The sequence below is a fragment of the Pseudomonas sp. TTU2014-080ASC genome (genome assembly GCF_001446935.1).
Lineage (GTDB): Bacteria > Pseudomonadota > Gammaproteobacteria > Pseudomonadales > Pseudomonadaceae > Aquipseudomonas.
The window spans coordinates 1,196,132-1,221,589 of record NZ_LKKK01000001.1 but is presented as its reverse complement, the minus strand read 5'-3'; the positions used below and the strand labels follow the sequence as shown (position 1 = coordinate 1,221,589).

The following is a 25,458-nucleotide window of genomic DNA, read 5'->3' as shown; positions in this document are numbered from 1 at the left end:
TTGGCTCAAAAGGAACCCTGATTAACCGCAATGAAGACGCCAAAACGTATTGAGCCCCTGGTCGAAGCAGGGCTGGTCGATGAAGTGGTACGCCCGCTGATGAGTGGCAAGGAAGCAGCGGTGTATGTGGTGCGTTGTGGCGATGAGCTGCGCTGCGCCAAAGTTTACAAGGAGGCAAACAAGCGTAGTTTTCGTCAGGCCTCCGAATATCAGGAGGGCCGTAAGGTTCGAAACAGCCGTGACGCCCGCGCTATGGCCAAAGGTTCAAAATACGGGCGTAAGGAACAGGAAGACGCCTGGCAAAGCGCGGAAGTTTCGGCGCTATATCGCTTGGCAGATGCCGGTGTACGCGTGCCCAAACCATACGACTTTCTGGATGGCGTGCTGTTGATGGAGATGGTTGATGATGGTGAGGGCGATGCTGCACCGCGCCTGAACGATGTCGACCTGTTGCCGGAAGATGCCCGCGAATTCCACGCCATGATGATCCAGGAAGTGGTGAAAATGCTCTGCGCAGGGCTTGTGCATGGTGACTTATCCGAGTTCAACGTGCTGATGGCTCCGGATGGCCCGGTCATCATCGACCTGCCCCAGGCAGTTGATGCAGCAGGTAACAACCATGCCTTCAAAATGCTGGAGCGCGATGTCGGCAACATGGCCGACTATTTCGGTCAGTTTGCTCCGGAGCTGAAATACACCCAATACGCTAAGGAAATGTGGGCGCTGTATCAGGCTGGTGAGCTGCGGCCTGACTCACAGTTGACTGGGGAGTTTGCGAGCTCCGAACACAAGGCTGATATTGACTCGGTAATGCGTGAGATCAAAGCAGCGCTGGCCGAGGAAGCTCGCCGCCAGGCGATGCTGAAACCGGATGACGACAGTACCGCTGAGCCGACGCCTCCCTGGGCCAAGTAGCCCGCAAACAACAAGGCAGCCATCAGGCTGCCTTGTTGTTTCTGCGTTGTTCTTACAGGCGGGTAGCCTTAAAGGTGTCGCACTGATTCGGGTTACCCGACTCGAAGCCCGTTTTGAACCAGCGCACGCGCTGTTCTGAAGTGCCGTGGGTGAAGGAATCCGGGACTACCTGACCGCGAGCCTGCTTTTGCAGACGGTCATCACCAATTGCGTTGGCTGCGTTCAGCGCCTCTTCTAAATCACCGGCCTCCAGCCAGTCATGTCGACGCTGCCCGTGGTGCGCCCAGACCCCGGCGAGACAGTCAGCCTGCAGTTCCTGGCGTACAAGCAGGCCGTTGGCACCTTCAAGCTTCTGGCCGCGCTGGCGGGCGGCGTTAACCTTGGCCGATACGCCGAGCAGGGTCTGCACGTGATGGCCGACTTCGTGGGCAATCACATAGGCCTGAGCAAAATCACCGGCAGCACCGAAGCGCTGCTCCAGTTCTCGGAAGAAACTCAGGTCGATATAGACGCGCTGATCGCCGGGGCAGTAGAAAGGCCCGACTGCCGAGTCGGCAAAGCCACAGGCAGAGTTCACCCCGTCGCGGAACAGGATCAGCTTCGGATCGCGGTATTGCTGGTTGGCTTGCTGAAAGATTTCCCGCCACGTGTCTTCTGTGTCGCCCAGCACAGCGCGGACGAACTGCGACTGCTCGTCATTGGCTGCAGGTGGCGCGCTGTCCTGCACGCTGGTCGGGCCGCCGCCTTGCATGGCCTGGCCGGCAATCTGGCCGAGGATCTGCAGTGGGTCCTGACCGCTGATAAGGCCAAATACGACGATGAGGGCGACACCACCGAGCGTCAGTTTACCGCCGCCCATGCGCCGGCCACCGCTGCGGCCGCGTTCATCAATCACGTTGTCACTGCGTCTTCCACGTTCCCAGCGCATAGCGTCGTCCTGTTTGTAGAGCTTGTTGAGTGTTGTCCGTGAAACCGAAGTACGCCACTCCGGCTGTCAGAGATCAGTTACCCGGATATTCGCTGATCAGCGTTTCCTTGCCGTCTTTGTTCAGGCCGATGACCTGATATGCATCGCGTACATTGCCATACTCCATACCCGGCGAACCTGTTGGCATGCCGGGCACCGCTGCGCCGAGCAGATCAGGTTGTTTGCGCATTTTGAGGATATCGGCTGCCGGTACATGTCCTTCAACGAATTGTCCGTCAATCACGCCTGTATGGCAGGACGCCAGGCGCGGCGGGACACCGAGGCGGATTTTTACCGCAGTCATGTCAGGCTCCACATGGTCATTCACGGTGAAGCCGTTGTCCTGCAGATGGCTGATCCAGGCTTTACAGCAGCCACAGTTGGCGTCGCGGTGAACGTCGATGGTCAACGGTTCGGCGGCAAAACTCAGGCTGCTGAATAGGCTGGCAAGAAGGATGAGCTGGCGCATGAGACGCTCCTGAATGTGATCACACGATTATAGCGAAGGCGGGTTATTGCTTCTCTGACTACAAATTGGCGCGACAGTGCTTTCGGGAGGCGATCGAGTCGTGTCATCGTGGAATAATGACCTGATACCGACAATTACTCTGACAGGATGCTGAGCATGCTATTCGCCCGTTTGGTGCTGATCATTCAACTGCTGGTGCTGCTGGGATTGGGCTTAGCTTACTTTGTGCGACCCCACGAGATGGTCAATTACAGTGGAATGCTGCTGATGTCGACGGCGGCCGCCACGGATGTACGCGCCTTTTATGGCGGCATGCAAATTGGTCTGGCGGCTTTTATCGGTCTGTCGCTGACTTCAGCGCAATTGATGCGTGCAGCCCTGATTCTGCTGGTGTTGATCGACAGCTCACTGGCCTTGGCACGCATCGGCGGGCTGTGGCTGGATGGCGGCGCACAGCAGACTTTCAATCTCTATGCGCTGGTATTGGAGATCACCGGGGCTGTGTTCAGCTATCTGGCGTTGCGGGGACTTATCCGCAGTCAGTAAGGCGTATTAAGCGCCGCACTTAGCGGCGCTCCAGCAGAACCCCTGACTCCATATGATGGGTGTAAGGGAATTGGTCGAACAGGGCGCAGCGCGTGATCTTGTGTGTGTCATGCAGTTGGGCGATGTTAGCCGCCAGGGTTTCAGGGTTGCATGAGATGTACAGGATACGATCGAAGCGGCGGGTCAGTTCGCAGGTGTCCGGGTCCATTCCGGCGCGGGGCGGGTCGACGAACACGGTGCCGAAGTCGTAGCTTTTCAGGTCTACATCAGCCAGGCGGCGGAACGGGCGCACTTCATTCAGCGCTTCGGTCAGCTCTTCAGCGGACAGACGCACCAAGGTGATATTGTCGATGCCGTTATCGTCCAGATTCGCCAGCGCGGCATTTACCGAGGACTTACTGATCTCAGTGGCCAGTACTTTGCGCACGCGGGTAGACAGCGGCAGGGTAAAGTTGCCGTTGCCGCAATACAGCTCCAGTAGGTCATCTTCGCGCTCGCCCATTGCGTCGTAGGCCCAGCTCAGCATCTTCTGGTTCACTTCGCCGTTGGGCTGGGTGAATGCACCTTCTGGCTGGCGGTAGCTGAATGTGCGACCTGCGACTTGCAGTTGTTCCTGCACGTAGTCGCGGCCAATCACGATGCGCTTGCCTTTGGAGCGGCCAACGATATTCACCTTCAGCTCTGCTGCGAGCTTTTCCGCTTCAGCCTGCCAGGCGTCGTCCAGCGGACGGTGATAGCACAGGGTAATCAGCGCATCGCCGCTCAGCGTGGTGAGAAATTCAACCTGAAACAGTTTGAAGCCCAGCACCTTGTTTGATTGCCAGGCGGCTTTCAGGCGCGGCATCAGATCGTTGATAAGGACGCTGGCAATCGGGAACTCTTCAATAAAAATCGGCTGATGTTTGTCGCCAGCAGCAAACATTGCGTAGTGACGGTCTTCACCTTCGCGCCATAGGCGGAATTCGGCGCGCAGGCGGTAGTGCTCCTGCGGCGACTCGAATACCTGTGGGGCAGGCGCATCAAAAGGCGCCAGCAGTTCGATCAGACGCTGCTTCTTTTCATCGAGTTGAGTGCTGTAGGTGCTGGGATCGAACTGGGAACTGCTCATGGGATACTCGTCAATCTGCGGAAAATGCGCCTGTCACAAGAAGGCCTTGTTGCAGGCGCGCGCATCATATCAGGAGAACAGACCCAGCTTGACGACGCAGAACACGGCCAGAATCACCAGCATCGGGTTCAGCTCGCGCCAGCGGCCCGCCAAAACCTTGCCAGCAACCCAAGCAATAAAGCCGAAAGCAATACCGGTGGCAATGGAGAAGGTCAGCGGCATGGCCAGAGCGGTGATCAGCACCGGGGCTGCGACAGTGATGTCACTCCAGTCGATTTCAGCCAGGCCAGCCATCATCAGCACGGCAACGAACATCAGTGCAGGTGCAGTGGCGAAGGCCGGTACGCTGCCTGCCAGCGGGGCAAAGAACAGAGCCAGCAAGAACAGCACAGCAACCACGCAAGCAGTCAGACCGGTGCGGCCACCAGCAGAAACACCAGCAGCAGATTCAATGTAGCTGGTGGTAGTCGAGGTACCCAGCAGCGAGCCGCCCATGGCAGCAGTGCTGTCGGCGATCAGGGCGCGGCCCATTTTGGGCATGTGGCCGTCTTTGCGCATCAGCCCGGCTTTCTTCGCCACAGCGATCAGAGTGCCGGAGTTGTCGAACAGGTCAACGAACAGGAAGGCGAAGACCACGCTGACCAAGCCGACATCCAGTGCGCCCATGATGTCCAGCTTGAGGAAGGTTGGTGCCAGTGACGGCGGCATCGACATCACACCGCCGAACTGGGAAATACCCAGAGCAATGCTGATACCTGTGATCAGCAGAATGCTGATCAGCACTGCGCCGGTGATGCGGCGGGCTTCAAGGCCGACAATCAGGAAGAAACCAAAGATCGCCAGCAGTGCTTCAGGCTTGGCCAAATTGCCCAAGCTGACCAGTGTGGCGGGGTTATCCACTACAACGCCGGAGTTCTGCAGAGCTATCAGCGCGAGGAACAGACCGATACCGGCAGCAATCGCCGAGCGCAGCTCCAGCGGAATGCTGTTGATGATCCATTCACGGATCTTAAACACCGACAGCAGCAGGAACAGGCACGCAGACAAGAACACCGCGCCCAGCGCCACTTCCCACGTGTAACCCATGCCTTTCACCACGGTGTAGGTGAAAAAGGCATTCAGGCCCATGCCCGGTGCCAAGGCAATCGGGTAGTTCGCAACCAGCCCCATAACAGCCGAACCAAAAGCGGCGGCCAGGCAGGTGGCGACGAAGATAGCGCCTTTATCCATACCTGTTTCGCCGAGGATGCTCGGGTTAACGAAGAGGATGTAGGCCATGGTCAGGAAGGTAGTCAGGCCTGCCAGCAGCTCGGTACGAACGGTGGTGTTATGGGCCTTGAGTTGAAAGAGTTTTTCCAGCATGTGGAGATTTCCCCTGGCGACTGCGGTGCCATCACTATGCCTGCTGTTAGCAAAGCATATCTACGCTTTTTACGTAGTTTTTGCAGCCGATCTATTAAAGGGCGCGGATGATAGCAGCTCATTTGGTTAGGGTGAATTTATGACCGATCGGACAGCTTAATTATTTTTGCAGGCGTGCATAGCCCGTGGAAAAACCTGCAGCCAGCAGGTTTTTATCACCAGAAAATTTAGTGCTCGCCGGCCTGCGGATGCAGGTGGTCGCGCTTGGCTAGGGTGGGGAACAGGCGAGTCCACAAGCCTGTGACCAAAATCGCGCCAAAGCCGCCAATTAATACCGCAGGTACTGTGCCGAGTACGGAGGCGGTGGCTCCGGCGCGGAAGTCGCCAAGCTGATTAGAGGCTCCGATAAACAAGCCGTTGACCGCACTGACACGGCCGCGCATTTCATCCGGCGTTTGCAATTGCACAAAGGCACCACGGATCACCATGCTGATCATGTCGGCAGCACCCAGAACTACCAGTGAGGCCAGGCTGAACCACAATGATGTCGATAGTCCGAAACCAATAGTCGCCACACCAAAGATAGCCACCGAGGTAAACATGATCGGCCCGACTTTGCGTTCAACCGGAAAGCGCGCCAGCCAGATCGACATCAGCAGAGCACCGATAGCAGGTGCTGAGCGCAACAGACCCAGCCCCCACGGACCAGTCAGCAGGATGTCTTTGGCAAATACCGGTAGCAGGGCTGTGGCTCCGCCGAGCAGGACGGCCATCATGTCCATTGAGACTGCTCCGAATACGTCCGGCCGGCTGCGGATAAAGCTAAAGCCCGCCAGCAGCGATTTTACCGACATCTTCTGATACGCCGGCACCTGCTGCCCTGGCAGACTCAGCATCATGCTCAGCGCACACAGATAAAGCACTGCAGCCGGTCCATAGACCCAGCCGGAGCCCAGCGCATACAAGAGGCCACCAAGCGCTGGAGCAACAATAGTGGCTGACTGCATGGCCGATGCTGATGCGGCTACAGCGCGGGCAAACAAGTGATCCGGAACGATATTGGGCAGCAATGCTTGTGTTGTGGGCATCTCGAATGCGCGGGCAGTACCGAGCAGGAAGGCGATCAGGAAGATCATTTCGCGGCTAACGGTTTCGGTGTGGCTGCCAATTAGCAGTGCCAGCGCCACCAGTCCCTGCGCTGCCTGACAAATGGCTGCAACTTTGCGTCGGTCAAAGCGATCTGCCACATGGCCCGTCAGGAGGATGAATAAAACCTTGGGCATGAACTCGACCAGACCCACCAAGCCCAGATCCAGCACGCTGCCCGTCAGGGCATACATTTGCCAGCCGATTGCCACAGTGAGCATCTGAAAGCCGCTGGCGGTGAAAACCCGGGCGAACCAGAACGCGAGAAAAGGGAGGTGATGACGCAAATGCAGCGGAGCAGAGCTATTCATGGCAAATCGGGTATCAGGCGGGCGCGCAATTTACCACGCTAAGGTGGATCAGTTGAGCCGCTAAGGACAAAACGGAGTGACAAAACACCACAGAGGATATTGCCGGGCTTAAAGCTACTCTTTAGTTAATTGTTGATCCAGATCAATACCGGGAATTGGTTTTGACTGAGGGCATTTTTTAGCCGCATCAACGCATACCTCTAAATAGTGACAAGAACGATAACGCTGCAGCAGGGCCAGGAAGGCAAAGCGGTCGGCCCTTACATCAATCTGATTGAGGAAGTTCTATGTTCGGCTTGGAGGCATTGGATCTAGCCCGGATTCAGTTTGCGTTTACCATCTCGTTTCACATCATTTTCCCTGCTATCACCATCGGTCTGGCCAGCTATCTGGCCGTGCTGGAAGGGCTGTGGCTGAAAACAGGTCAAGAGGTCTACCGCGATCTCTATCACTTCTGGATCAAGATTTTCGCGGTCAATTTTGGCATGGGCGTGGTGTCTGGTCTGGTTATGGCTTACCAGTTCGGCACCAACTGGAGTGCTTTCTCCGAATTTGCCGGGGCGGTGACTGGGCCGCTGCTGACCTATGAAGTGCTGACGGCGTTCTTCCTCGAAGCAGGCTTTTTGGGGGTGATGCTGTTTGGCTGGAACCGGGTCGGACCGGGCCTGCATTTCTTCTCAACCGTGATGGTGGCCATCGGCACGCTGATTTCTACATTCTGGATTCTGGCGTCTAACAGCTGGATGCACACACCGCAGGGCTTCGAGATTATCGCGGGCAAGGTGGTGCCGGTGGACTGGCTGGCGGTGATCTTTAACCCATCGTTCCCGTACCGTCTGGCGCATATGGCGACTGCGGCGTTTCTGGCGACAGCCTTCTTCGTCGGCTCATCTGCGGCTTGGCATCTGTTGCGCGGGCGCAACACGCCAGCGGTACGCAAAATGTTCTCCATGGCCATGTGGATGGCGCTGCTGGTGGCACCGGTGCAGGCCTTTATTGGTGACATGCATGGGCTCAACACGCTGAAGTATCAGCCCGCCAAGATCGCCGCGATCGAAGGGCACTGGGAAAACCCGCCGGGTGAGGCCACACCGCTGATCCTCTTCGGTTGGCCGGATATGGAGCGCGAAGAAACCCGCTTCAAACTGGAGATTCCCTATCTAGGCAGCCTGATCCTGACCCACAGTCTGGATAAGCAGGTGCCCGCGCTCAAAGAGTTCGCCAAAGAAGATCGCCCCAATTCCACCATCGTGTTCTGGACCTTCCGGGTGATGGTGGCGCTGGGCATGCTGATGATCCTGGCCGGTGTGGTGGCCTTGTTCCTACGCTGGCGCGGGCGACTGTACGAATTCCGGCCGTTCCTGCATCTGGCAGTGTGGATGGGGCCATCAGGCCTGATTGCAATTCTGGCCGGTTGGTACACCACCGAAGTGGGCCGCCAGCCTTGGATTATTCACGGCCTGATGCGTACGGCTGATGCTTCGTCTGGCCATAGTTATGCGCAGATGAGCCTGACCCTGGCGCTGTTTGTGGTGGTCTACTTCGCAGTATTCGGCGTGGGCATCGGCTACATGCTGCGGCTGGTGCGTAAAGGTCCGGTGGCGCATGAAGGTCAGGAAACCATAGATGGCGGTCCCGGCCAGCCACGGACTCCGGCGCGGCCACTTTCGGCACCCAATGAGGGGCTGCAGGAAGGGCATACCGATTCATTAGATGAGGGGAAATGAGATGGGCATTGATCTCTCATTGATCTGGGCGGTGATCATCGCCTTCGGCGTCATGATGTACGTGATCATGGATGGTTTCGATCTGGGTATTGGCATCATCTTCCCCTTCGTAAAAAACGACGGGGAACGCGATGTGATGATGAACACCGTGGCACCGGTCTGGGACGGTAACGAAACCTGGTTGATTCTCGGTGGTGCGGCCCTGTTTGGGGCCTTCCCGATGGCCTATGCGATTGTCCTCAGCGCGCTGTACCTGCCGCTGATTTTTATGCTGCTGGGGCTGATCTTCAGGGGCGTTGCCTTTGAGTTCCGTTTTAAGGCCAAGGCCAGTCGCCGGCATATTTGGGATAAAGCTTTTATTGGCGGGTCCACCGCCGCCACCTTTTTTCAGGGGGTGGCGCTGGGCGCTTATGTCGAAGGCTTTGAGGTGGTTGATGGCAAGTTTGTCGGCGGCTCGCTGGATTGGCTCACGCCGTTCTCGCTGTTCTGCGGCCTGGCGCTGATTGCGGCGTATGCCTTGCTCGGCTGCACCTGGCTGATTATGAAGACCGAAGGTCGCCTGCAGGAGCAAATGCACAATATGGCCAAACCGCTGGTGTTTGTGCTGCTGGCCGTGACCGGTATCGTCAGCCTGTGGACGCCGTTGGCAGACCCGGCCATCGCCGAGCGTTGGTTCAGTACGCCGAATATCTACTGGTTTATGCCGGTGCCGATTCTCGTACTGTTATGCACTTGGGCGTTGCTTAAGGCCGTGTCCCGTTACGCCAACTACGCGCCGTTTATCCTCACATTGGTGATGATCTTCCTGGGCTACAGTGGCTTGGCGATTAGCTTGTGGCCGAACATCATTCCGCCATCTGTGAGCATCTGGGCTGCTGCAGCACCGCCACAAAGTCAGGGCTTCATTCTGGTTGGGGCGCTGTTCATCATCCCTTTCATCCTCATGTACACCGCATGGAGCTATTACGTGTTCCGCGGCAAGGTGAATGAAGACCATGGCTACCACTGATAAACGCTCTGAGGCTGAAGTGCCCGCCAGCCCTATGTGGAAACGGGTGGGCTGGCTGGTGTTGATCTGGGCCGGCAGCGTGCTGGCGCTGGGGGGTGTTTCCTATTTGCTGCGCCTGTTTATGAAGGCTGCGGGGATGAGCAGCTGAGATTTAACTAGGCAATAAAAAACGGCAGCTGATAAGGCTGCCGTTTTCGTTTACGTCCAAGCTACCGGCTTAGGCGTCGATATCCACATCCCGGGTTTCCTTACCGAGAATCAAAGCCAGCAAGGTTAGCCCGGCCATCACGGCCAGATACACGCCGACCAGAGCAGGGCTGCCATCCGCCATGCTCCACAGCCACACGGCAACAAACGGAGCGAGCGCAGCACCTAGAATGGACGACACGTTGTAGGAAATGCCCGAACCGGTGTAGCGCACGTTGGTCGGAAACAGCTCCGGCAGCAGTGCGCCCATTGGGCCGAAGGTCATGCCCATCAGGCTGAAACCGAGGATCAGCCACAGCATCACGCCGACAAAGCCGAAGCTCAGCAGCGGCACCCAGCACAGTCCGAACAGGATGATGCCCAGTGTCACCCAAATCAGCGTCTTGCGACGGCCAAAACGGTCAGCCCAAGGACCGGATAGCAGGGTGAAGATGCCAAAGAACACCACACCGGCGATCAGCATCAGCACGAACTCGTTATAGCTGTAACCCAATCCCGGGAGCTGGCCTGGAGCCGCTTCAACCGGCGCACGGCCGTAGCTCAGGCTGAAGGTGGTCATCAGATAGAACAGCACGTAGGTGGCGAGCATATAAAAGGTGCCCAACACCAGCTCACGCCAGTGTTTGCGGGTCACTTCAGCCAGTGGCAGCTTGACCACCTTGCCCTGATTCTGGGTCTTGGTGAACGAGGTGCTTTCCACCAGATTCATGCGAATCCACAGGCCGATAATCACCATTACGGCGGAGAACAGGAACGGAATACGCCAGCCCCAGTCGAGGAATTCCTCAGACGGTTTGGACGGATCAAGCGATGGCAGCAGCGCCGCGACGATCAGGAACAAGCCGTTGGCGATGATAAAGCCCAGCGGAGCGCCCAACTGCGGGAAGGTGCCGAACAGTGCGCGTTTGCCTTTAGGCGCGTTCTCGGTGGCGACCAGCGCCGCACCGGACCATTCGCCGCCAATGGCAAAGCCTTGGGCCAGGCGCAGGAACACCAGCAACAGCGGCGCAACCCAGCCAACCGTGTGATACGTCGGCAACAGGCCAATCAGGAAGGTGGCAATACCCATGGTCAGCAGTGCAATCACCAATGTGGTTTTGCGCCCGAGGCGGTCACCCAAGTGGCCAAAGAACACTGCGCCCAGCGGACGGGCAATCATCGCTGCGCCAAAAATGGCAAAAGAAGCGAGCAGGGCGGTGGTTTCATTGCCTGGCGGGAAGAACAGGTGTGGGAACACCAATACCGCCGCCGTGGCGTAGACGTAGAAGTCGTAGAACTCAATGGTGGTGCCAATCAGGCTGGCGAGAATCACGCGCGCCCGGGAGTTCGCCGGAGCAGCAGGCGCAGAGGCTGTTGTGTTTGTCATAGTCGTGAGCAGGTTGGAGGACAACGGGACAGACCTGCCGGGCAGGCTGCGACGGATGGTCGCTATATTCGCTGAACTGCCAGATGATGAATAGCCGAAATCCGTCAAAACCGCCGTTTTTAACGCGTTTTAATTTGATTTCAGGATTATCGTGCGGTTATCGCTCATTTTGGCCCTTGCAGCTCGCTTCACAAAGGCCATGAACTTATTTAGTGGCTTTCAGCACGACGAATTTGGGCGTGGCGGCGACCTGCTCAACCCCGCGGAACAGGCGTTTGAGTTTGGCGTGGTAGCCAAGATGGCGGTTGCCCACAATCCACAGTTCTCCGCCAGTTACCAGTGCGCGGCGCGCTTGCTGGAACATGCGCCAGGCGAGGAAGTCGCCAACCACTTGTTGCTGGTGGAATGGCGGGTTGCACAGGACTAGATCGAGGGAGTCCGGCTCCTGTTCGGCCAGGCCATCGCCCGCGCGGATATCAGCCGGGCGGTCACCCAGAGCGGCTTGCCAGTTTTCCTGGGCGGATTGCACCGCCATGTAAGACTCATCCACCAGCGTCAGCTGTGCATCGGGGTTGCTCAGGGCGTAAGCGATGCCCAGTACGCCGTTACCGCAGCCCAAATCAGCCACGCGCAGCGCGCTCAGTTGTTTGGGCAGATGAGGCAGAAAGGCGCGGGTGCCGATATCCAGGCCTTCACGACAGAACACGTTGGCGTGGTTGATCAAGGTTAGGGCGGGCTTATCCAGACGATAGCGGCTCGGATAAGGCGAAACCGGCGCGGCTTTGCTTTCTACAACCGCCGTCAGCAGGCGGGCCTTTTTTACCGCCAGTGAGGCTTGAACTGGGCCGATGTATTTTTCCAGCAGGTCACCGGCTGCGCGGGGCAGGTGTTTGATCATCGCGCCAGCTATCACCTGTGCGCCCGGTGCCAACTGGCTGTGCAGGCGAATCAGCTGCTCTTCCAGCAAAGCCAGGGTTTTGGGAACACGGATCAGCACCAGGTCGAAGGGGCCCTCAAATGCTGAACTAGCCGGTATAAACCGCACAGAGTCGGCAGCAATCTGGTTGCGCTGTAGGTTGATCTGCAATGCTAGGTGGCCGAGGTGAGAGTCGCCGCTGCTGGTGACATCGACATGCCCGGCAAGGCTGGCGGCCAGCGCGCCAAAACTGTCATTCAGCACCAATACTCGTGTGTTGGCGGTCAGTCCCAGTCCATGAACCTCATTGAGCAGGTACTCATCGGCTGCATCAAAGGCCTGCAGCGGCTCGTTTTGCTGCTCAGGCTGGCGGATCAGCTCAAGCTGAGCGTAGGGACTGACAAATAAAAGCATTGGGATAACTCTGGATAAGCAAAGGCCGGATCGCCGCGCATTTTGACATGGACTGTGCACAAAGCCGAAACCAACAGCGTTTTAAGTCTCAATAGCCCTGCGCCTTGCGGGTTTTTGCCTGCCAGACTTTGCGCCACACTGGCTTTAGATCACAGGGAGCACGCCCCATGGAAAGTGAAAAATTCACCCGCCAGACCCTGCTTGAGGTCAACACTCTGACGCCGAGCCTGTTCACCCTGCGCTGTAGCCGCGATGCGGGCTTTCGATTTCAGGCCGGACAGTTTGCCCGACTTGGAGTGACTAAGGCTGATGGTTCGCAGGTTTGGCGGGCTTACTCGATGGTTTCTGCACCCCATGACGAGTTTCTGGAGTTTTTTTCGATTGTGGTACCTAGCGGAGAGTTCACCACTGAACTGCGTCGCTTAAAAGCCGGTGATACGCTGCTGATCGAAAAACAAGCGCTGGGCTATCTGACGCTGGATCGCTTTGCCGATGGCCGTGATCTCTGGCTGTTGGCCAGCGGCACAGGGGTGGCACCGTTTTTATCCATTTTGCAGGGGCTTGAGGTCTGGCAGCGGTTTGAGCGTGTGGTGCTGGTCTACAGTGCACGCAGCGCTGCAGAACTGGCCTATCAGCCACTGATAAAAGGGCTGATGCAACAGGAGCATCTGGCTGAGTTTGCTGATCGTTTCATTTATCTGCCGACTGTCACCCGGGAGCAGGTTGCGGGTTGTTTGCACGGGCGCATCACGGAATTTATCGCCAACGGTCAGCTGGAGCAAAAGGCAGGCATCAGGTTTGATCCGCAGGCTTCACGGGTGATGATCTGCGGCAATCCGCAAATGATTGATGATACTCGTGCACTGCTTAAACAGAGGGACTTGCAGTTGAGCCTCACTCGTCGGCCAGGACAGGTCGCGGTGGAAAACTACTGGTAATTCCGACTAGGCTTTGACGTGCCTGATCACTGCTTCGGCGTCTGAAAGTGAAATCTGGTAACGAATTGATGTTTTGTAATTATTGGCCGCTAACCTTAGGATTGCAGCCTGTTATGGTTTTTTTCGGATTATATGGACACTGAAAGGTGTAAGCCGCCCTCGCCATTTGCGTCGGGTGCGGCATTAAATTTACGCGGCACAGCTCTGTGCCAGCGTCCTCGGCAGCAGTCCGCTGCACGACCTCCTTATATGTTGATCGACTTTGCGCGTGCCTGTGGCCTGCGCGATGCGTTCGGCTGTACCCGTCTTATCAGCAAGAGAACTGCACGTTAAATGGAATGGATCATGGATCCCACGGCCTGGTTAGGGCTGTTCACGTTGATCATCCTGGAAATTGTTCTGGGGATCGACAACCTGGTGTTTATCGCCATACTTGCGGACAAGCTGCCGCCTGAGCATCGTGATCGTGCTCGTTTGATCGGCCTGAGCCTGGCGATGATTATGCGCTTGGGCCTGCTGGCGAGCATGGCTTGGCTGGTGACGCTGACTGAGCCGCTGATTGAGCTGTTTGGTCATACCTTCTCCGGGCGTGACCTGATCATGCTGACCGGTGGTGTGTTCCTGCTGTTCAAAGCCACGATGGAGTTGCACGAACGGCTTGAAGGAAGGACCCATCAGGCCAGCGGCAGCCGCACTTACGCGAAGTTCTGGCCGGTTGTGGCGCAGATCATCGTGCTAGATGCCGTGTTCTCTCTGGACGCAGTCATCACCGCCGTGGGCATGGTTGAACACTTGGAAGTGATGATGATCGCCGTGGTGATCTCCATGGGCCTGATGATGGTAGCGAGCAAGCCGCTGACGGCGTTCGTTAACGCGCGCCCAACCGTGATTATGCTGTGCCTGGGCTTCCTGATGATGATCGGCTTCAGCCTGACGGCTGAAGGCTTGGGCTTCCATATTCCGAAAGGCTACCTGTACGCGGCCATTGGCTTCTCGATTCTGATCGAGGTGTTCAACCAGACTGCCCGCTCGCGCCGTAAGCGCAACTTGCAGGGTGAGCTTGGCTTGCGTGAGCGCACAGCCCATGCGGTGATGCGCCTGCTGGGGGGCAAGGTGCAGGAAGACGAAGTCGGCGAGGAAATTGCCGATATGCTTGAGGGCAGCTCGTCGCAGGGCGTGCTGTTTGACCGCCGTGAGCGGGTGATGATCAGCGGTGTGCTGAGCCTGGCCGAGCAGTCGATTAAAAAGGTCATGACTGATCGGATGGAGGTCGACAGCTTCAACCTGGATGACACGGTGGAAAACATCCATCACGCCCTGTTGGAGTCGCCACACTCACGTCTGGTTGTGACCCGCAGCGAGGCAGCGGATGAACCGCTGGGCTACGTTCACAAGAAAGAGCTGTTCAAAGAGCTGCTTAAAGGCGAGCAGCCGGATATCGAAAGCCTGATCCGCTCGCCGGTCAATCTGCCTGACAGCGTGTCTGTGCTGAGCGCTCTGGAGCAGATGCGTCAGGCTTCGACCCACGTGGCGTTTGTGGTCAATGAGTTCGGCGGCTTCGAAGGCTTGCTGACCCTGACCGACATTCTTGAGGCCATCGCCGGTGAGCTGCCGGATGCCAGTGAAGTGGATGAGCCGGATATCGAAACCGTCGAGGACGGTTATATGGTCAACGGCGCGATTCACCTGACTGCACTGCGTGAGCAGCTGGGGTTCAAGGCCGGAGCGACGGATGATTATCAGACCCTGGCTGGTCTGGTCATGAGCCTGCTGGACCGCCTGCCTGCCAACGGCGACGAGGTCGATTACGCCGACTGGCGTCTGATCGTTACCGAGGTCAAGGAGCGCCGGGTGGCCAAGTTGCTGCTCAAACCGCTGCAAGTCTGACCGCGTCACTGCGCGTATAAAAAGAAAGGCACCGTAAGGTGCCTTTCTTTTTTGTACTGATCGCTACTCTTTGTGTTGCTGAGCTTTAAGCAGGTCACGGATTTCGCTCAGCAATTCTTCCTCTCGGCTCGGGGCTGGCGGTGCTTCCGGGGCCGCTTCCTCTTCACGCTTCAGGCGGTTGATGACCTTTATCCCCATGAAAATGGCAAAGGCGACAATGACGAAGTCGAGAATGGTCTGGATAAATTTGCCGTAACTGAGCACCACGGCCGGAATATCGCCCTCAGCCGCTTTGAGGGTGATGGCGAGGTCAGAGAAGTCCACTCCGCCAATCAGCAGTCCGATTGGAGGCATGATCACGTCGCCCACAAAAGACGACACGATTTTGCCGAAGGCAGCACCGATGATGATACCAACGGCCATATCAACCACGTTGCCTTTAACAGCGAAGGCTTTGAATTCACTGAGTATGCTCATGCTGGTGCAGTTCCTTTCGCGAGTGGGTGTAGCCCAAGTGTAGTGCGGGCTTTGCAGGGCTTCAAAATGCCGCATCTTTGCTTCCGTTGTTTGATATCGGCTAGGCTCAGGGCAGGTCGTCTGGAGGACACTGACATGCCGTTGGAACATCATCCGTTGCACCGCGAGTTTCCTGAACTGAATAGCCAGCTGGAGCGTTTACTGGCTACAGATGGGCATTTCAGTCATCTGGCCGGTGAGTATGCCGCGCTGGATAAGCGCATCTATGAAGTTGAGAGCGGGCGGGAGGCATTGGATTCGCTGGTGCTGCAAGGGCTGAAAATGCAGCGGGTGGCGCTCAAGGATGAGATCGAAGAACTGCTGCATAAGGCAGGCTAGACACTTGGCTTGATCTTGATCAACACCCGCACTGCACCGTAGGAATATTCTGAAGTTACAGACACCTACGGTTGGAGTGCCCGCATGTACGTTGAACATCATCCACTTGTGAAAGACTTTCCCGAGATGCGTGATGCGCTGCATGAGCTGCGCCTTAACGACACGCGCTTTGCCCGTATGGCGGATGCTTATGAGGAGTTGGATAAGCAGATCTGCCGCATTGAGTCGGGAGCCGAACTAATAGGGGAGGACGCGCTTACCGCACTCAAACAGGAGCGGGTTGGGCTCAAGGACGATCTGGCACGGCAGCTCAAGCGTGCGTCCGGGCAATGCTGTGGCTGTGGTAATGGCTGCCGTGGGTAAGTCTGTGCTGTAAATATATCCAGCTATTTCGTATGATCCGGGCTCTGCTTTTGAAGGAGTTCCGGAATGGCCAAAGCCAAGCGCATGTACGGCTGCACAGAGTGCGGCGCTACCTTTCCCAAATGGGCTGGGCAGTGCGGTGAGTGCGGTACATGGAACACGTTAGTGGAAACCCTGATCGAGGCAAATAGCGCCACACCAAGTGGCCGGGCCGGATGGGCGGGGGATCAGGCGCAGCTCAAGACGTTGGCTGAGGTCAGTGTTGAAGAGGTGCCGAGGTTTTCCACAGCATCCGGTGAGCTGGACCGGGTTCTTGGCGGCGGCCTTGTGGATGGTTCCGTGGTGCTGATTGGTGGCGATCCGGGGATCGGAAAATCCACCATTTTGTTGCAAACCCTGTGCAACATTGCCACGCAATTTCCTGCTTTATATGTCACTGGTGAGGAGTCTCAGCAGCAGGTCGCCATGCGCGCCCGCCGTCTGGGGTTGCCAGAAGACAAACTCAAGGTCATGACCGAAACCTGTATCGAAAGCATTATTGCCACGGCGCGCCTGGAAAAGCCGAAGGTGATGGTGATCGACTCGATCCAAACCATCTTTACCGAGCAACTGCAGTCAGCGCCGGGCGGTGTCGCCCAAGTGCGCGAGAGTGCGGCACTGCTGGTGCGTTTTGCCAAGCAGAGCGGAACTGCGATTTTCCTCGTTGGCCACGTGACCAAAGAGGGCGCATTGGCTGGCCCGCGTGTGCTGGAGCACATGGTGGATACGGTGCTGTATTTCGAAGGCGAGTCTGATGGACGACTACGCCTGCTGCGGGCGGTGAAGAACCGCTTCGGTGCGGTCAACGAGTTGGGCGTGTTCGGCATGACCGACAAAGGCCTTAAGGAAGTGACCAACCCTTCCGCGATTTTCCTCACCCGCGCCCAGGAAGAAGTGCCCGGTAGTGTGGTGATGGCCACCTGGGAAGGTACGCGACCGATGTTGGTGGAAGTACAGGCGCTGGTGGATACCAGCCATATGGCCAACCCACGCCGAGTCACGTTGGGCTTAGACCAAAACCGTCTGGCCATGCTGCTGGCGGTACTGCACCGGCACGGCGGTATTCCGACCTATGATCAGGACGTATTTCTCAACGTAGTGGGTGGTGTGAAGGTGCTGGAGACAGCATCTGATCTGGCGTTGCTGGCGGCGGTCATTTCCAGTCTGCGTAACCGGCCATTGCCGAACGATGTGCTGGTATTCGGTGAAGTGGGGTTGTCCGGCGAAATTCGTCCGGTGCCAAGCGGTCAGGAGCGTCTGAAGGAAGCCGCTAAGCATGGCTTTAAGCGGGCCATCATCCCGAAAGGCAATGCACCTAAGGATGCGCCACCTGGCTTACAGGTGATTGCGGTGACGCGCCTGGACCAGGCGCTGGATGCGCTGTTCGAATAAGCGCATCCGAGATTCAGAAAGTCAGTGCGGATCAGGCAGGGCTGCACTCGGTTCGCTTTACGCGTCACCCAGGGCAGCCAGTTCTCGCTCCAGTAGACTGTCGTCGCCCAGGTTGAGCTCGACCAGGCGGCGTAGATGGCTGATGGAGTCCAGATCAATGTGCCGGCAGACAAACCCCAATACTTCTCCGTGGAAACGGGTGAGCACCGCATCTAGAACGACGTGGGTATCTTCGGTCAGATCAATCTGTACGGTGAAGTTCTCGTTAGGATCTGCGTTCCAGTGCTCAGGGCGTTTGATCAGCAAGCCCTTGAGCGAAATATCGAGCAATTCGGCATTCCAGCTCCGCTCGCCCTGCTTCAACGTGGTGGGCGCGTCAAATTCAATGCGCTGAAATCGCCGACGCTCATTGCCTGATGCACTCATGCAAAAACTCCTGGTGGTTTTAGCCACTATAGCTAAGGCAGTTGTAACTGGCTTGTGACAGTTGCACAAGGGTGCAGATTATCCAGCCTGAAGGATATTTAGGCACGGAAATTGTTGGGTTTGAGCGCTTGAGTGTGTGCGTGATGCAGGGACTGTAGGCGGGAGCTGAAAGTTGCCTGAACCGGAACTCCCCCGCAGGCGCGGGGGAGCATGGACTTTAAGTCTTACCAGGCACCGCGCCGGTGGCTGGATACCCAGCGGTACATACCTTGTACGTTAGCCATTTTCATGGTGGCAAAGCCTGTCCAGGCTTGGACTTCGGGGCTGAACTTCACATTACGGTATAGCTGGTCCCAAGACTGTCCGGCCCGCACGAGATCCAACACTTGTTGATGAAGACTCACCAGATAGGTGCGCAACGCCTGTTGATCCTGACGAGTGGCCGGAGTGTAGTGCCCCACATCAATGACATCGACGTCCTGTTTGATTACCCAGTCCAGTGTTTCGATCCAGCCCGGGTAGTAGAAGTCCAGCAGGTCGTTATAAGGCATCGTCTTGCTTTCGCACACATCCGTGCACTGCAAGGCTTTGTAGTCCGGGAAGAGGACCATGGTCATGCTGTCCGAATGACTTGGGGCCACATGGTGCAGCAGTACGGTTTCACCGCCCAGAGTGATCTTCATGTCCTTATCGAAGACTTTATTTGGCAGAGCCGTGTCGAGCTTCTCTCCGATAATCGGTTCGACCGCCCGCTGGTTGGCGACCACCGTAGCACCGTTATCCTGAAAGATCTGGCTACCGCTGATGTGGTCAGCATGACCATGGGTGTAGATCACGTACTTAACCGGTACGTTGAAGCGGGTCTTGATTTCATTCAGCAGCCATTTTGATGTGCAGGACTGAGCCGGGTCGATCACCAAAGCGCCTTCTTTGGTGATCAGTACCAGACCGCTGTGCACGGCCAGACCATTGCCGGTGGTGTGGCGGTAGAGGTTGTTTTTGATCTGGGTAAGTCCGCGGGCCATATCCGGACAGGCCGCTGCGGTGAAGTCCGGCAGTTTTTCGCGGTCACTGTATTGCTTAAGGTCGAGCGTTTGGCCGTTGTCTGAGGCAGCCAGAGCAGGTTGTAGTGGAAGGCTTAAGAGCAGGCTAAGACAAAATCCCTTTAATCGAAGCATGATGTTCTCCAACGACTGCGCAGATGAGTGAGCATCCGGGCGCGCCAGTGGCCTCACAAAGGAGTGAAGACAGGTGAAGCCGGATGGTCTAAGTGGTATTAGCGCTTGGCTTCCAGCGGGCTGTTCATGCACGAACAGAAGACTCGCAAGCAATAGAGATATGCCGCTTCAAGTTGGTTCCCAGGCATTGCAATAGCTGGCAATGTGCAATCTAGTGCTTGCTTCATAAAGCCTATCCGGAACGCTTGTTAACGAGTCTTGAGTTGGAAGTGGTATCAGATCTATGAGACCTGCTCTGTAGATTCGCCGGAAACTTTCACATTTCGGTGCAGGCTTTGTTGACCGAGCTAACCTGTTTTAGACAAGTTGGGGGTGGGTTGCTCCTGACGGGGGCTTTAGAATGGCTCTTTCCGCATAGCCGGCCAGCGTTTATTGCGGGAATGTGCTGTTACTTAACTCAGAAACCGAGTGGGTCTGCTTCTCAGGGAGCAAGAACGATAACAACTATGGAGTGCTGTCAGGCTTAAGTCCTACGGCAGGAGTTTTTGAATGAATCGACTGATTGGTCACCTTGCCTGGTTCGCAGTCGCCTTACTGGGAGCCTTTGCTCTGGGTACAGTGGCGTTGAGCCGGGGCGAGACAATCAACGCGCTGTGGATAGTGGTTGCTGCACTGGCTATCTATCTGGTGGCGTACCGTTACTACAGCTTGTTTATCGCCAATAAGGTGATGCAACTGGATCCGACGCGGGCGACTCCAGCCGTGTTGAACAACGATGGCCTGGACTTTGTACCGACCAACAAACACGTGCTGTTTGGCCACCACTTTGCTGCAATTGCCGGTGCGGGACCGCTGGTTGGACCAGTTCTGGCCGCGCAGATGGGCTACCTGCCGGGCACGCTCTGGCTGATTGCCGGTGTGGTGCTGGCCGGTGCCGTGCAGGATTTCATGGTCCTGTTCATTTCCACCCGCCGTAATGCGCGCTCTCTGGGCGATATGGTGCGTGAGGAAATGGGCCGGATTCCAGGAACGATTGCCCTGTTCGGCTGCTTCCTGATCATGATCATCATCCTTGCGGTGCTGTCACTGATTGTGGTGAAGGCCCTGGCCGAAAGCCCTTGGGGCATGTTCACGGTCATCGCGACCATACCGATTGCGATGTTTATGGGCGTGTACATGCGCTACATCCGCCCGGGCCGCATTGGTGAAATCTCCATTATTGGTGTGGCGTTGCTGCTGGGCTCGATCTGGCTGGGCGGCGTGGTTGCTGCTGACCCTGTGTGGGGGCCGATGTTCACCTTCACGGGTGTGCAGATCACCTGGATGTTGGTGGGCTACGGCTTTGTCGCTGCAGTGCTGCCGGTTTGGCTGATTCTGGCCCCACGTGACTACCTGTCGACCTTCCTGAAGATCGGCACCATCGTGGCGCTGGCCGTCGGCATCCTGATTCTGGCTCCAGACTTGAAGATGCCTGCCCTGACTCAATTCACCGACGGCACCGGCCCGGTGTGGAAGGGCGCGCTGTTCCCGTTCCTGTTTATCACCATCGCTTGTGGCGCTGTTTCGGGCTTCCACGCGCTGATCAGCTCTGGCACCACGCCGAAGCTACTGGCCAATGAAACCCACGCCCGCTACATCGGCTATGGCGGCATGCTGATGGAGTCTATGGTTGCGATCATGGCCATGGTCGCTGCGTCGATCATTGATCCGGGCGTGTATTTCGCCATGAACAGCCCACCCGCCGTGGTCGGCTCTGATGTGGTGAGTGTTGCTGCTGCAGTGAGCAACTGGGGTTTTGTGATCACCCCGGATGCGCTGGAGGCGGTGGCCAAGGACATTGGTGAGCACACGATTCTCAACCGTGCAGGTGGTGCGCCAACGCTGGCGGTGGGTATCGCGCAGATTCTTCACCAGGCGCTGCCGGGTGAGAACACCATGGCGTTCTGGTATCACTTTGCGATTCTGTTTGAGGCGCTGTTCATTCTGACTGCTGTGGATGCCGGTACCCGTGCAGGTCGCTTTATGTTGCAGGACCTGCTGGGTAACTTCGTACCGGCGCTGCGTCGCACCGAATCCTGGGGCGCGAACGTGATTGCAACTGCAGGTTGCGTGGCGCTGTGGGGCTATCTGTTGTATCAGGGCGTAGTCGACCCGCTGGGCGGCATCAACACCTTGTGGCCGCTGTTCGGCATCTCTAACCAGATGCTGGCCGGTATCGCGCTGATGCTGTGCACTGTTGTGCTGATCAAAATGAAGCGCCAGCAGTACATCTGGGTCACCTTGCTACCTGCTGTGTGGCTGCTGATCTGCACCACGGTTGCGAGCCTGATCAAGCTGTTCGATACCAACCCGGCTGTTGGTTTCCTGGCCTTGGCCAAGAAGTACGAAACGGCGTTGGATGCAGGTCAAATTCTGGCTCCGGCCAAGGATCTTGGTCAGATGCAGCATGTGATCATGAACGCTTACACCAACGCTGGCCTAAGCGTGCTGTTCCTGGTGGTGGTCTTCAGCATCCTGTTCTATGCCCTGAAAATCGGCCGCGCCGCGTGGGTTAACCCGCAGCGCACTGACAAGGAAACTCCCTATCAGGCTGCGCCGAACGCTTGATAGCTGATCCGCCGGGCCTGAGGGCCCGGCACTCATGAGGTAAATACTGGTGTTCAATGATTTGAGTCGTATGGGTAAGTATCTGGGGCAAGCCGCGCGTATGTTGGTCGGCATGCCGGATTACGACACCTATGTCGAACACATGAAAAACAAACACCCGGATCAGCCTGTAATGAGCTACGAAGACTTTTTTCGTGAGCGTCAGGATGCTCGTTATGGTGGCGGTAAAGGTCGCCCCGTACGTTGCTGCTGAAACAGTTGCTTGCAGCTGAGTCGGTTACAATCCGGCTGATAAGAATCCATACGCCACGCTTGTCGTGGCGTATTTCGTTATGAGGTTGCGGTTATGTCTAAGGTGATTCCGGTCACGGTGCTCAGTGGTTTTCTTGGGGCAGGCAAAACAACCCTGTTGCGTCACATGCTACAAGCCGAGCATGGCCTGAAGCTGGCGGTGATCGAGAACGAATACAGCGACACACCGATTGATACGCAGTTGCTCGGCAGTGAGCCAGTGCAGGTGATGACGTTGGCCAACGGATGCGTCTGTTGTTCCATCCATGTCGAGCTGGAAAAAGCGCTGTACCTGCTGTTGGATAAACTCGATAGCGGCGAGTTGGACTTCGACCGGCTGGTGATCGAATGCACCGGGCTGGCTGATCCAGCACCTGTTGCGCAAACGTTCTTCGCGGACGAAGAACTGTGCGAGCGCTATGTGCTGGACGGCATCATCACTCTGGTGGATGCGGTCAACGCCGAGCGTCATCTGCAAGAGCCGATTGCTCAGGCGCAGGTGGGGTTTGCCGACCGCATTTTGATCAGCAAGACCGATCTGGCCCACGAAGCGCAAGTTGATGCACTGACTCAGCGTCTGCAGCGTATTAACCGACGTGCGCCGGTGCGCCATGTTGAGCATGGCCGTATTGATCTGTCCGAACTGCTGGATGTGCGTGGCTTCAATCTGAATGACGACCTCGGCCCGGTCATGACGCTGCGTCCACTGCTCCCGGCGAACAACACGGATCGCATCAGCACACTGGTGCTCAGCGCCGATCAGGATCTGGATATCGATAAGCTCAGCGCCTTTATGGAAAACCTACTGGAGCAGTACGGCAACTCATTACTGCGCTATAAAGGCGTGCTGGCGATTGCCGGAGAGGAGCGGCGCATGGTGTTTCAGGGGGTGCTGCGGCTGTACGGCTTTGATTACGCCGAGCCTTGGCAGGCGGGTGAAACACGCCAATCAGTGATCGTGTTTATTGGCGATAACTTGCCGGAAGCCGAAATCCGCGAGGGTTTTGCTCAGCTCGGTGCCTGATTCATCGCTCAGCGAGGCCGTGTAGTGGCGCAATACTTTGTTCCGCTCTATTGAGGGCGGGACAGTAAAACGGCATTGACGTAATCGCCATCGCGTGGATCTTTGTACGAGCCATCTTCAAGCACCTTCATGCGCAACAGTGCTTGGCGCGTGGCATCAATGATAATCAGCTGCCCATTGGGGTTGATGAACCATGCATATGGATCTCCCGCTAAGTTAAGTTTGCTCGCGCAATCTTCGTCCGCCTGTAGGCTCAACCCACCTATTGTAGGGGTGTCGCCAAGGCGTACTTTGCATAGAGGTCCACCTTCACCGTCTTGCCACAAGTCATATGCCCCTTTGAGTCGTTCGGCGTACTGCGGGGCGGGGGCTAGCTGTGCCTCCTGATCTTTGGATTTTGCGTTGAGTGCAAAGCGGGATTCGGGACCGCCAGCCGAGCTGTTCAAGGCGTATGTGGCCAGCAGGGTTGAAACGGTTAGTGTGCGAAGAGCGTGATACATGATAACGGCCTCCTAAAAACGTGGACTAAAGTTCCAAATTTGAAGGCTGTCAATGAAGCTAGGCGGGCGGGTGCCTAAAGTGTGGCTGGCATCAACAAAAAGCCCGGCATGAGCCGGGCTTTTTGTCAGCAGGTAGCGCTTAGTTGCCGTATACCGGGAACTTAGCGCAGACCGCTTTAACTTGCTCACGTACGCGGGCCTCTACGGCTTCGTCACCCAGGTTAGCCAGGATCTCGCAGATCCAGCCAGCCAGCTGACGGCACTCTTCTTCTTTAAAGCCGCGAGTGGTCACAGCCGGAGTACCGATGCGCAGGCCGGAGGTAACGAATGGGGAGCGTGGGTCGTTCGGTACGCTGTTCTTGTTCACGGTGATGAAGGCGCGGCCCAGTGCTGCATCTGCGTCTTTACCGGTGATGTCCTGTTTGATCAGGGACAGCAGGAACAGGTGGTTTTCAGTACCGCCGGAAACCACGTCGTAGCCGTTTTCGATGAAAACGCTGGCCATGGTTTGGGCGTTCTTGATGACCTGAGCTTGGTATTCCTTGAACTCGGGTTGCAGGGCTTCTTTGAAGCACACAGCTTTAGCCGCGATCACGTGCTCCAGCGGGCCGCCTTGGCCGCCTGGGAATACGGCGGAGTTCAGCTTCTTCTCCAGCGCTTCGTTAGCACGGGCCAGGATCAGACCACCGCGCGGGCCGCGCAGGGTTTTGTGAGTGGTGGTGGTCACAACGTCAGCAAACGGAACCGGGTTCGGGTACAGGCCAGCAGCAACCAGACCGGCAACGTGGGCCATGTCGACGAACAGGTAAGCACCTACTTTGTCAGCGATGGCGCGGAAGCGCGGGAAGTCCAGAACCTGAGAGTAGGCGCTGAAACCAGCGATGATCATTTTCGGCTTGTGCTCAACAGCCAGGCGCTCGACTTCGTCATAGTCGATCAGGCCGTTGTCGTTGATGCCGTACTGAACAGCGTTGTAGATCTTGCCGGAGAAGCTAACGCTGGCACCGTGAGTCAGGTGACCACCGTGAGCCAGGCTCATGCCCAGAACGGTGTCGCCTGCTTCCAGCAGAGCCATGTATACGGCACTGTTAGCCTGGCTGCCGGAGTGCGGCTGGACGTTGGCGTAGTCAGCACCGAACAGTTCTTTGGCGCGGTCAATGGCCAGCTGCTCAACGATGTCGACGTATTCACAGCCACCGTAGTAACGCTTGCCCGGATAACCTTCGGCGTACTTGTTGGTCAGAACTGAGCCTTGAGCTTCCATGACGGCCGGGCTGGTGTAGTTTTCCGAGGCGATCAGCTCGATGTGATGTTCCTGGCGTTGGGCTTCTTGCTCCATCGCAGCAAACAATTCGGCGTCAAAACGGGCAAGAGTTAAATCACGGCTGAACATGGCAATCCCCTGAGGTAATCAGCTGGGCGGTAGAAAGAGGGGGCGGATTCTACCCTATCCGAGGCGATCCGGCACATGAGGACTGATCATCCGTATGACAAA

The 25,458-nt window shown here is 56.9% G+C and carries 25 protein-coding genes; 13 read left to right on the top strand and 12 right to left on the bottom strand.

The window, feature by feature from the left end; translation table 11 throughout:
* Positions 1–30: 30 nt before the first annotated feature.
* Positions 31–915 carry a PA4780 family RIO1-like protein kinase gene (locus AO726_RS05560; RefSeq protein ID WP_058067036.1) on the top strand — a complete coding sequence of 295 codons (885 nt, stop codon included), beginning with the start codon at positions 31–33 and terminating at the stop codon, positions 913–915.
* A 52-nt stretch (positions 916–967) separates the two neighbouring features.
* On the opposite strand, the gene ypfJ is transcribed toward AO726_RS05560, so the two are convergent.
* Both ypfJ and AO726_RS05550 read right to left on the bottom strand, forming a co-directional pair.
* Positions 968–1,843, bottom strand: a complete 876-nt coding sequence (ypfJ, locus tag AO726_RS05555) for a KPN_02809 family neutral zinc metallopeptidase (protein WP_058067035.1) — start codon at positions 1,841–1,843, stop codon at positions 968–970.
* 73 nt (positions 1,844–1,916) lie between these two features.
* Positions 1,917–2,351 carry a DUF411 domain-containing protein gene (locus AO726_RS05550; RefSeq protein ID WP_058067034.1) on the bottom strand — a complete coding sequence of 145 codons (435 nt, stop codon included), beginning with the start codon at positions 2,349–2,351 and terminating at the stop codon, positions 1,917–1,919.
* Positions 2,352–2,507: 156 nt separating this feature from the next.
* Here AO726_RS05550 and AO726_RS05545 point away from each other — a divergent pair, with 156 nt between their 5' ends.
* Positions 2,508–2,897, top strand: a complete 390-nt coding sequence (locus tag AO726_RS05545) for a DUF4345 family protein (protein WP_058067033.1) — start codon at positions 2,508–2,510, stop codon at positions 2,895–2,897.
* Positions 2,898–2,916: 19 nt separating this feature from the next.
* On the opposite strand, the gene trmA is transcribed toward AO726_RS05545, so the two are convergent.
* The 3 genes from trmA to AO726_RS05530 all read right to left on the bottom strand — a co-directional run bounded on the left by trmA (position 2,917) and on the right by AO726_RS05530 (position 6,824).
* Positions 2,917–4,005 carry a tRNA (uridine(54)-C5)-methyltransferase TrmA gene (trmA, locus tag AO726_RS05540; protein ID WP_058067032.1) on the bottom strand — a complete coding sequence of 363 codons (1,089 nt, stop codon included), beginning with the start codon at positions 4,003–4,005 and terminating at the stop codon, positions 2,917–2,919.
* Positions 4,006–4,074: 69 nt separating this feature from the next.
* Positions 4,075–5,367, bottom strand: coding sequence for an NCS2 family permease (locus AO726_RS05535; RefSeq protein ID WP_058067031.1), 1,293 nt, complete (start codon positions 5,365–5,367; stop codon positions 4,075–4,077).
* Positions 5,368–5,594: 227 nt separating this feature from the next.
* Positions 5,595–6,824, bottom strand: a complete 1,230-nt coding sequence (locus AO726_RS05530) for an MFS transporter (RefSeq protein WP_058067030.1) — start codon at positions 6,822–6,824, stop codon at positions 5,595–5,597.
* Positions 6,825–7,111: 287 nt separating this feature from the next.
* Here AO726_RS05530 and AO726_RS05525 point away from each other — a divergent pair, with 287 nt between their 5' ends.
* The 3 genes from AO726_RS05525 to AO726_RS05515 are packed head-to-tail and all read left to right on the top strand — an operon-like array spanning position 7,112 to position 9,708.
* Positions 7,112–8,551 carry a cytochrome ubiquinol oxidase subunit I gene (locus tag AO726_RS05525; protein WP_058067029.1) on the top strand — a complete coding sequence of 480 codons (1,440 nt, stop codon included), beginning with the start codon at positions 7,112–7,114 and terminating at the stop codon, positions 8,549–8,551.
* A gap of 1 nt (position 8,552) precedes the next feature.
* Complete coding sequence (cydB, locus tag AO726_RS05520) at positions 8,553–9,560, top strand: cytochrome d ubiquinol oxidase subunit II (protein ID WP_058067028.1); 1,008 nt, start codon at positions 8,553–8,555, stop codon at positions 9,558–9,560.
* 34 nt (positions 9,561–9,594) lie between these two features.
* Positions 9,595–9,708, top strand: a complete 114-nt coding sequence (locus tag AO726_RS05515) for a DUF2474 domain-containing protein (RefSeq protein ID WP_446737412.1) — start codon at positions 9,595–9,597, stop codon at positions 9,706–9,708.
* A 69-nt stretch (positions 9,709–9,777) separates the two neighbouring features.
* On the opposite strand, the gene AO726_RS05510 is transcribed toward AO726_RS05515, so the two are convergent.
* Both AO726_RS05510 and AO726_RS05505 read right to left on the bottom strand, forming a co-directional pair.
* Positions 9,778–11,133 (bottom strand): MFS transporter, encoded by a 1,356-nt coding sequence (locus AO726_RS05510; RefSeq protein WP_058067026.1) that lies wholly within the window; start codon positions 11,131–11,133, stop codon positions 9,778–9,780.
* 205 nt (positions 11,134–11,338) lie between these two features.
* A complete protein-coding gene (locus tag AO726_RS05505; protein ID WP_058067025.1) occupies positions 11,339–12,463 on the bottom strand; it encodes a methyltransferase in 1,125 nt (374 codons plus the stop codon).
* Between the two features lie 167 nt (positions 12,464–12,630).
* Between AO726_RS05505 and AO726_RS05500 the strand changes: the two genes are divergently transcribed.
* Together AO726_RS05500 and AO726_RS05495 are read left to right on the top strand one after the other, a co-directional pair.
* A complete protein-coding gene (locus AO726_RS05500) occupies positions 12,631–13,401 on the top strand; it encodes a ferredoxin--NADP reductase (protein WP_058067024.1) in 771 nt (256 codons plus the stop codon).
* 333 nt (positions 13,402–13,734) lie between these two features.
* Positions 13,735–15,288 carry a TerC family protein gene (locus AO726_RS05495; protein WP_058067023.1) on the top strand — a complete coding sequence of 518 codons (1,554 nt, stop codon included), beginning with the start codon at positions 13,735–13,737 and terminating at the stop codon, positions 15,286–15,288.
* Between the two features lie 63 nt (positions 15,289–15,351).
* On the opposite strand, the gene mscL is transcribed toward AO726_RS05495, so the two are convergent.
* Entirely contained in the window at positions 15,352–15,765 is a 414-nt protein-coding gene (gene mscL / locus AO726_RS05490) for a large-conductance mechanosensitive channel protein MscL (RefSeq protein ID WP_058067022.1), read from the bottom strand.
* A 135-nt stretch (positions 15,766–15,900) separates the two neighbouring features.
* Between mscL and AO726_RS05485 the strand changes: the two genes are divergently transcribed.
* The 3 genes from AO726_RS05485 to radA all read left to right on the top strand — a co-directional run bounded on the left by AO726_RS05485 (position 15,901) and on the right by radA (position 17,937).
* Complete coding sequence (locus AO726_RS05485) at positions 15,901–16,143, top strand: YdcH family protein (protein ID WP_058067021.1); 243 nt, start codon at positions 15,901–15,903, stop codon at positions 16,141–16,143.
* An 84-nt stretch (positions 16,144–16,227) separates the two neighbouring features.
* Entirely contained in the window at positions 16,228–16,506 is a 279-nt protein-coding gene (locus AO726_RS05480; RefSeq protein ID WP_058067020.1) for a YdcH family protein, read from the top strand.
* A 66-nt stretch (positions 16,507–16,572) separates the two neighbouring features.
* On the top strand, positions 16,573–17,937 hold the full coding sequence (gene radA / locus AO726_RS05475; protein WP_058067019.1) for a DNA repair protein RadA: 1,365 nt from the start codon (positions 16,573–16,575) through the stop codon (positions 17,935–17,937).
* Between the two features lie 57 nt (positions 17,938–17,994).
* Here the strand turns inward: radA and AO726_RS05470 are convergent, their stop codons facing one another.
* Together AO726_RS05470 and AO726_RS05465 are read right to left on the bottom strand one after the other, a co-directional pair.
* Positions 17,995–18,363: a PilZ domain-containing protein gene (locus AO726_RS05470; protein WP_058067018.1), complete on the bottom strand. Its 369-nt coding sequence runs from the start codon at positions 18,361–18,363 to the stop codon at positions 17,995–17,997.
* A gap of 224 nt (positions 18,364–18,587) precedes the next feature.
* On the bottom strand, positions 18,588–19,541 hold the full coding sequence (locus AO726_RS05465) for an MBL fold metallo-hydrolase (protein WP_058067017.1): 954 nt from the start codon (positions 19,539–19,541) through the stop codon (positions 18,588–18,590).
* Between the two features lie 549 nt (positions 19,542–20,090).
* On the opposite strand from AO726_RS05465, the gene AO726_RS05460 reads away from it, so the two are divergent.
* The 3 genes from AO726_RS05460 to yjiA all read left to right on the top strand — a co-directional run bounded on the left by AO726_RS05460 (position 20,091) and on the right by yjiA (position 23,463).
* Positions 20,091–22,148 (top strand): carbon starvation CstA family protein, encoded by a 2,058-nt coding sequence (locus AO726_RS05460; protein ID WP_058067016.1) that lies wholly within the window; start codon positions 20,091–20,093, stop codon positions 22,146–22,148.
* 49 nt (positions 22,149–22,197) lie between these two features.
* On the top strand, positions 22,198–22,401 hold the full coding sequence (locus tag AO726_RS05455; RefSeq protein WP_058067015.1) for a YbdD/YjiX family protein: 204 nt from the start codon (positions 22,198–22,200) through the stop codon (positions 22,399–22,401).
* Between the two features lie 93 nt (positions 22,402–22,494).
* Positions 22,495–23,463 carry a GTPase gene (gene yjiA / locus AO726_RS05450; RefSeq protein ID WP_058067014.1) on the top strand — a complete coding sequence of 323 codons (969 nt, stop codon included), beginning with the start codon at positions 22,495–22,497 and terminating at the stop codon, positions 23,461–23,463.
* 47 nt (positions 23,464–23,510) lie between these two features.
* Here yjiA and AO726_RS05445 read toward each other — a convergent pair whose 3' ends face one another.
* Both AO726_RS05445 and glyA read right to left on the bottom strand, forming a co-directional pair.
* Complete coding sequence (locus AO726_RS05445; protein WP_058067013.1) at positions 23,511–23,963, bottom strand: AprI/Inh family metalloprotease inhibitor; 453 nt, start codon at positions 23,961–23,963, stop codon at positions 23,511–23,513.
* 139 nt (positions 23,964–24,102) lie between these two features.
* On the bottom strand, positions 24,103–25,356 hold the full coding sequence (gene glyA / locus AO726_RS05440; protein WP_058067012.1) for a serine hydroxymethyltransferase: 1,254 nt from the start codon (positions 25,354–25,356) through the stop codon (positions 24,103–24,105).
* Between the last annotated feature and the right edge of the window lie 102 nt (positions 25,357–25,458).

Coding starts and splice junctions, on each gene's coding strand:
- AO726_RS05505 (WP_058067025.1), bottom strand. CDS start 12,463: ATGCTTTTATTTGTCAGTCCCTACGCTCAGCTTGAGCTGATCCGCCAG.
- AO726_RS05485 (WP_058067021.1), top strand. CDS start 15,901: ATGCCGTTGGAACATCATCCGTTGCACCGCGAGTTTCCTGAACTGAAT.
- AO726_RS05530 (WP_058067030.1), bottom strand. CDS start 6,824: ATGAATAGCTCTGCTCCGCTGCATTTGCGTCATCACCTCCCTTTTCTC.
- glyA (WP_058067012.1), bottom strand. CDS start 25,356: ATGTTCAGCCGTGATTTAACTCTTGCCCGTTTTGACGCCGAATTGTTT.
- mscL (WP_058067022.1), bottom strand. CDS start 15,765: ATGAGCATACTCAGTGAATTCAAAGCCTTCGCTGTTAAAGGCAACGTG.
- AO726_RS05470 (WP_058067018.1), bottom strand. CDS start 18,363: ATGAGTGCATCAGGCAATGAGCGTCGGCGATTTCAGCGCATTGAATTT.
- AO726_RS05545 (WP_058067033.1), top strand. CDS start 2,508: ATGCTATTCGCCCGTTTGGTGCTGATCATTCAACTGCTGGTGCTGCTG.
- cydB (WP_058067028.1), top strand. CDS start 8,553: ATGGGCATTGATCTCTCATTGATCTGGGCGGTGATCATCGCCTTCGGC.
- AO726_RS05465 (WP_058067017.1), bottom strand. CDS start 19,541: ATGCTTCGATTAAAGGGATTTTGTCTTAGCCTGCTCTTAAGCCTTCCA.
- radA (WP_058067019.1), top strand. CDS start 16,573: ATGGCCAAAGCCAAGCGCATGTACGGCTGCACAGAGTGCGGCGCTACC.
- AO726_RS05480 (WP_058067020.1), top strand. CDS start 16,228: ATGTACGTTGAACATCATCCACTTGTGAAAGACTTTCCCGAGATGCGT.
- trmA (WP_058067032.1), bottom strand. CDS start 4,005: ATGAGCAGTTCCCAGTTCGATCCCAGCACCTACAGCACTCAACTCGAT.
- AO726_RS05500 (WP_058067024.1), top strand. CDS start 12,631: ATGGAAAGTGAAAAATTCACCCGCCAGACCCTGCTTGAGGTCAACACT.
- AO726_RS05535 (WP_058067031.1), bottom strand. CDS start 5,367: ATGCTGGAAAAACTCTTTCAACTCAAGGCCCATAACACCACCGTTCGT.
- AO726_RS05525 (WP_058067029.1), top strand. CDS start 7,112: ATGTTCGGCTTGGAGGCATTGGATCTAGCCCGGATTCAGTTTGCGTTT.
- yjiA (WP_058067014.1), top strand. CDS start 22,495: ATGTCTAAGGTGATTCCGGTCACGGTGCTCAGTGGTTTTCTTGGGGCA.
- AO726_RS05550 (WP_058067034.1), bottom strand. CDS start 2,351: ATGCGCCAGCTCATCCTTCTTGCCAGCCTATTCAGCAGCCTGAGTTTT.
- ypfJ (WP_058067035.1), bottom strand. CDS start 1,843: ATGCGCTGGGAACGTGGAAGACGCAGTGACAACGTGATTGATGAACGC.
- AO726_RS05495 (WP_058067023.1), top strand. CDS start 13,735: ATGGAATGGATCATGGATCCCACGGCCTGGTTAGGGCTGTTCACGTTG.
- AO726_RS05515 (WP_446737412.1), top strand. CDS start 9,595: ATGTGGAAACGGGTGGGCTGGCTGGTGTTGATCTGGGCCGGCAGCGTG.
- AO726_RS05560 (WP_058067036.1), top strand. CDS start 31: ATGAAGACGCCAAAACGTATTGAGCCCCTGGTCGAAGCAGGGCTGGTC.
- AO726_RS05445 (WP_058067013.1), bottom strand. CDS start 23,963: ATGTATCACGCTCTTCGCACACTAACCGTTTCAACCCTGCTGGCCACA.
- AO726_RS05510 (WP_058067026.1), bottom strand. CDS start 11,133: ATGACAAACACAACAGCCTCTGCGCCTGCTGCTCCGGCGAACTCCCGG.
- AO726_RS05460 (WP_058067016.1), top strand. CDS start 20,091: ATGAATCGACTGATTGGTCACCTTGCCTGGTTCGCAGTCGCCTTACTG.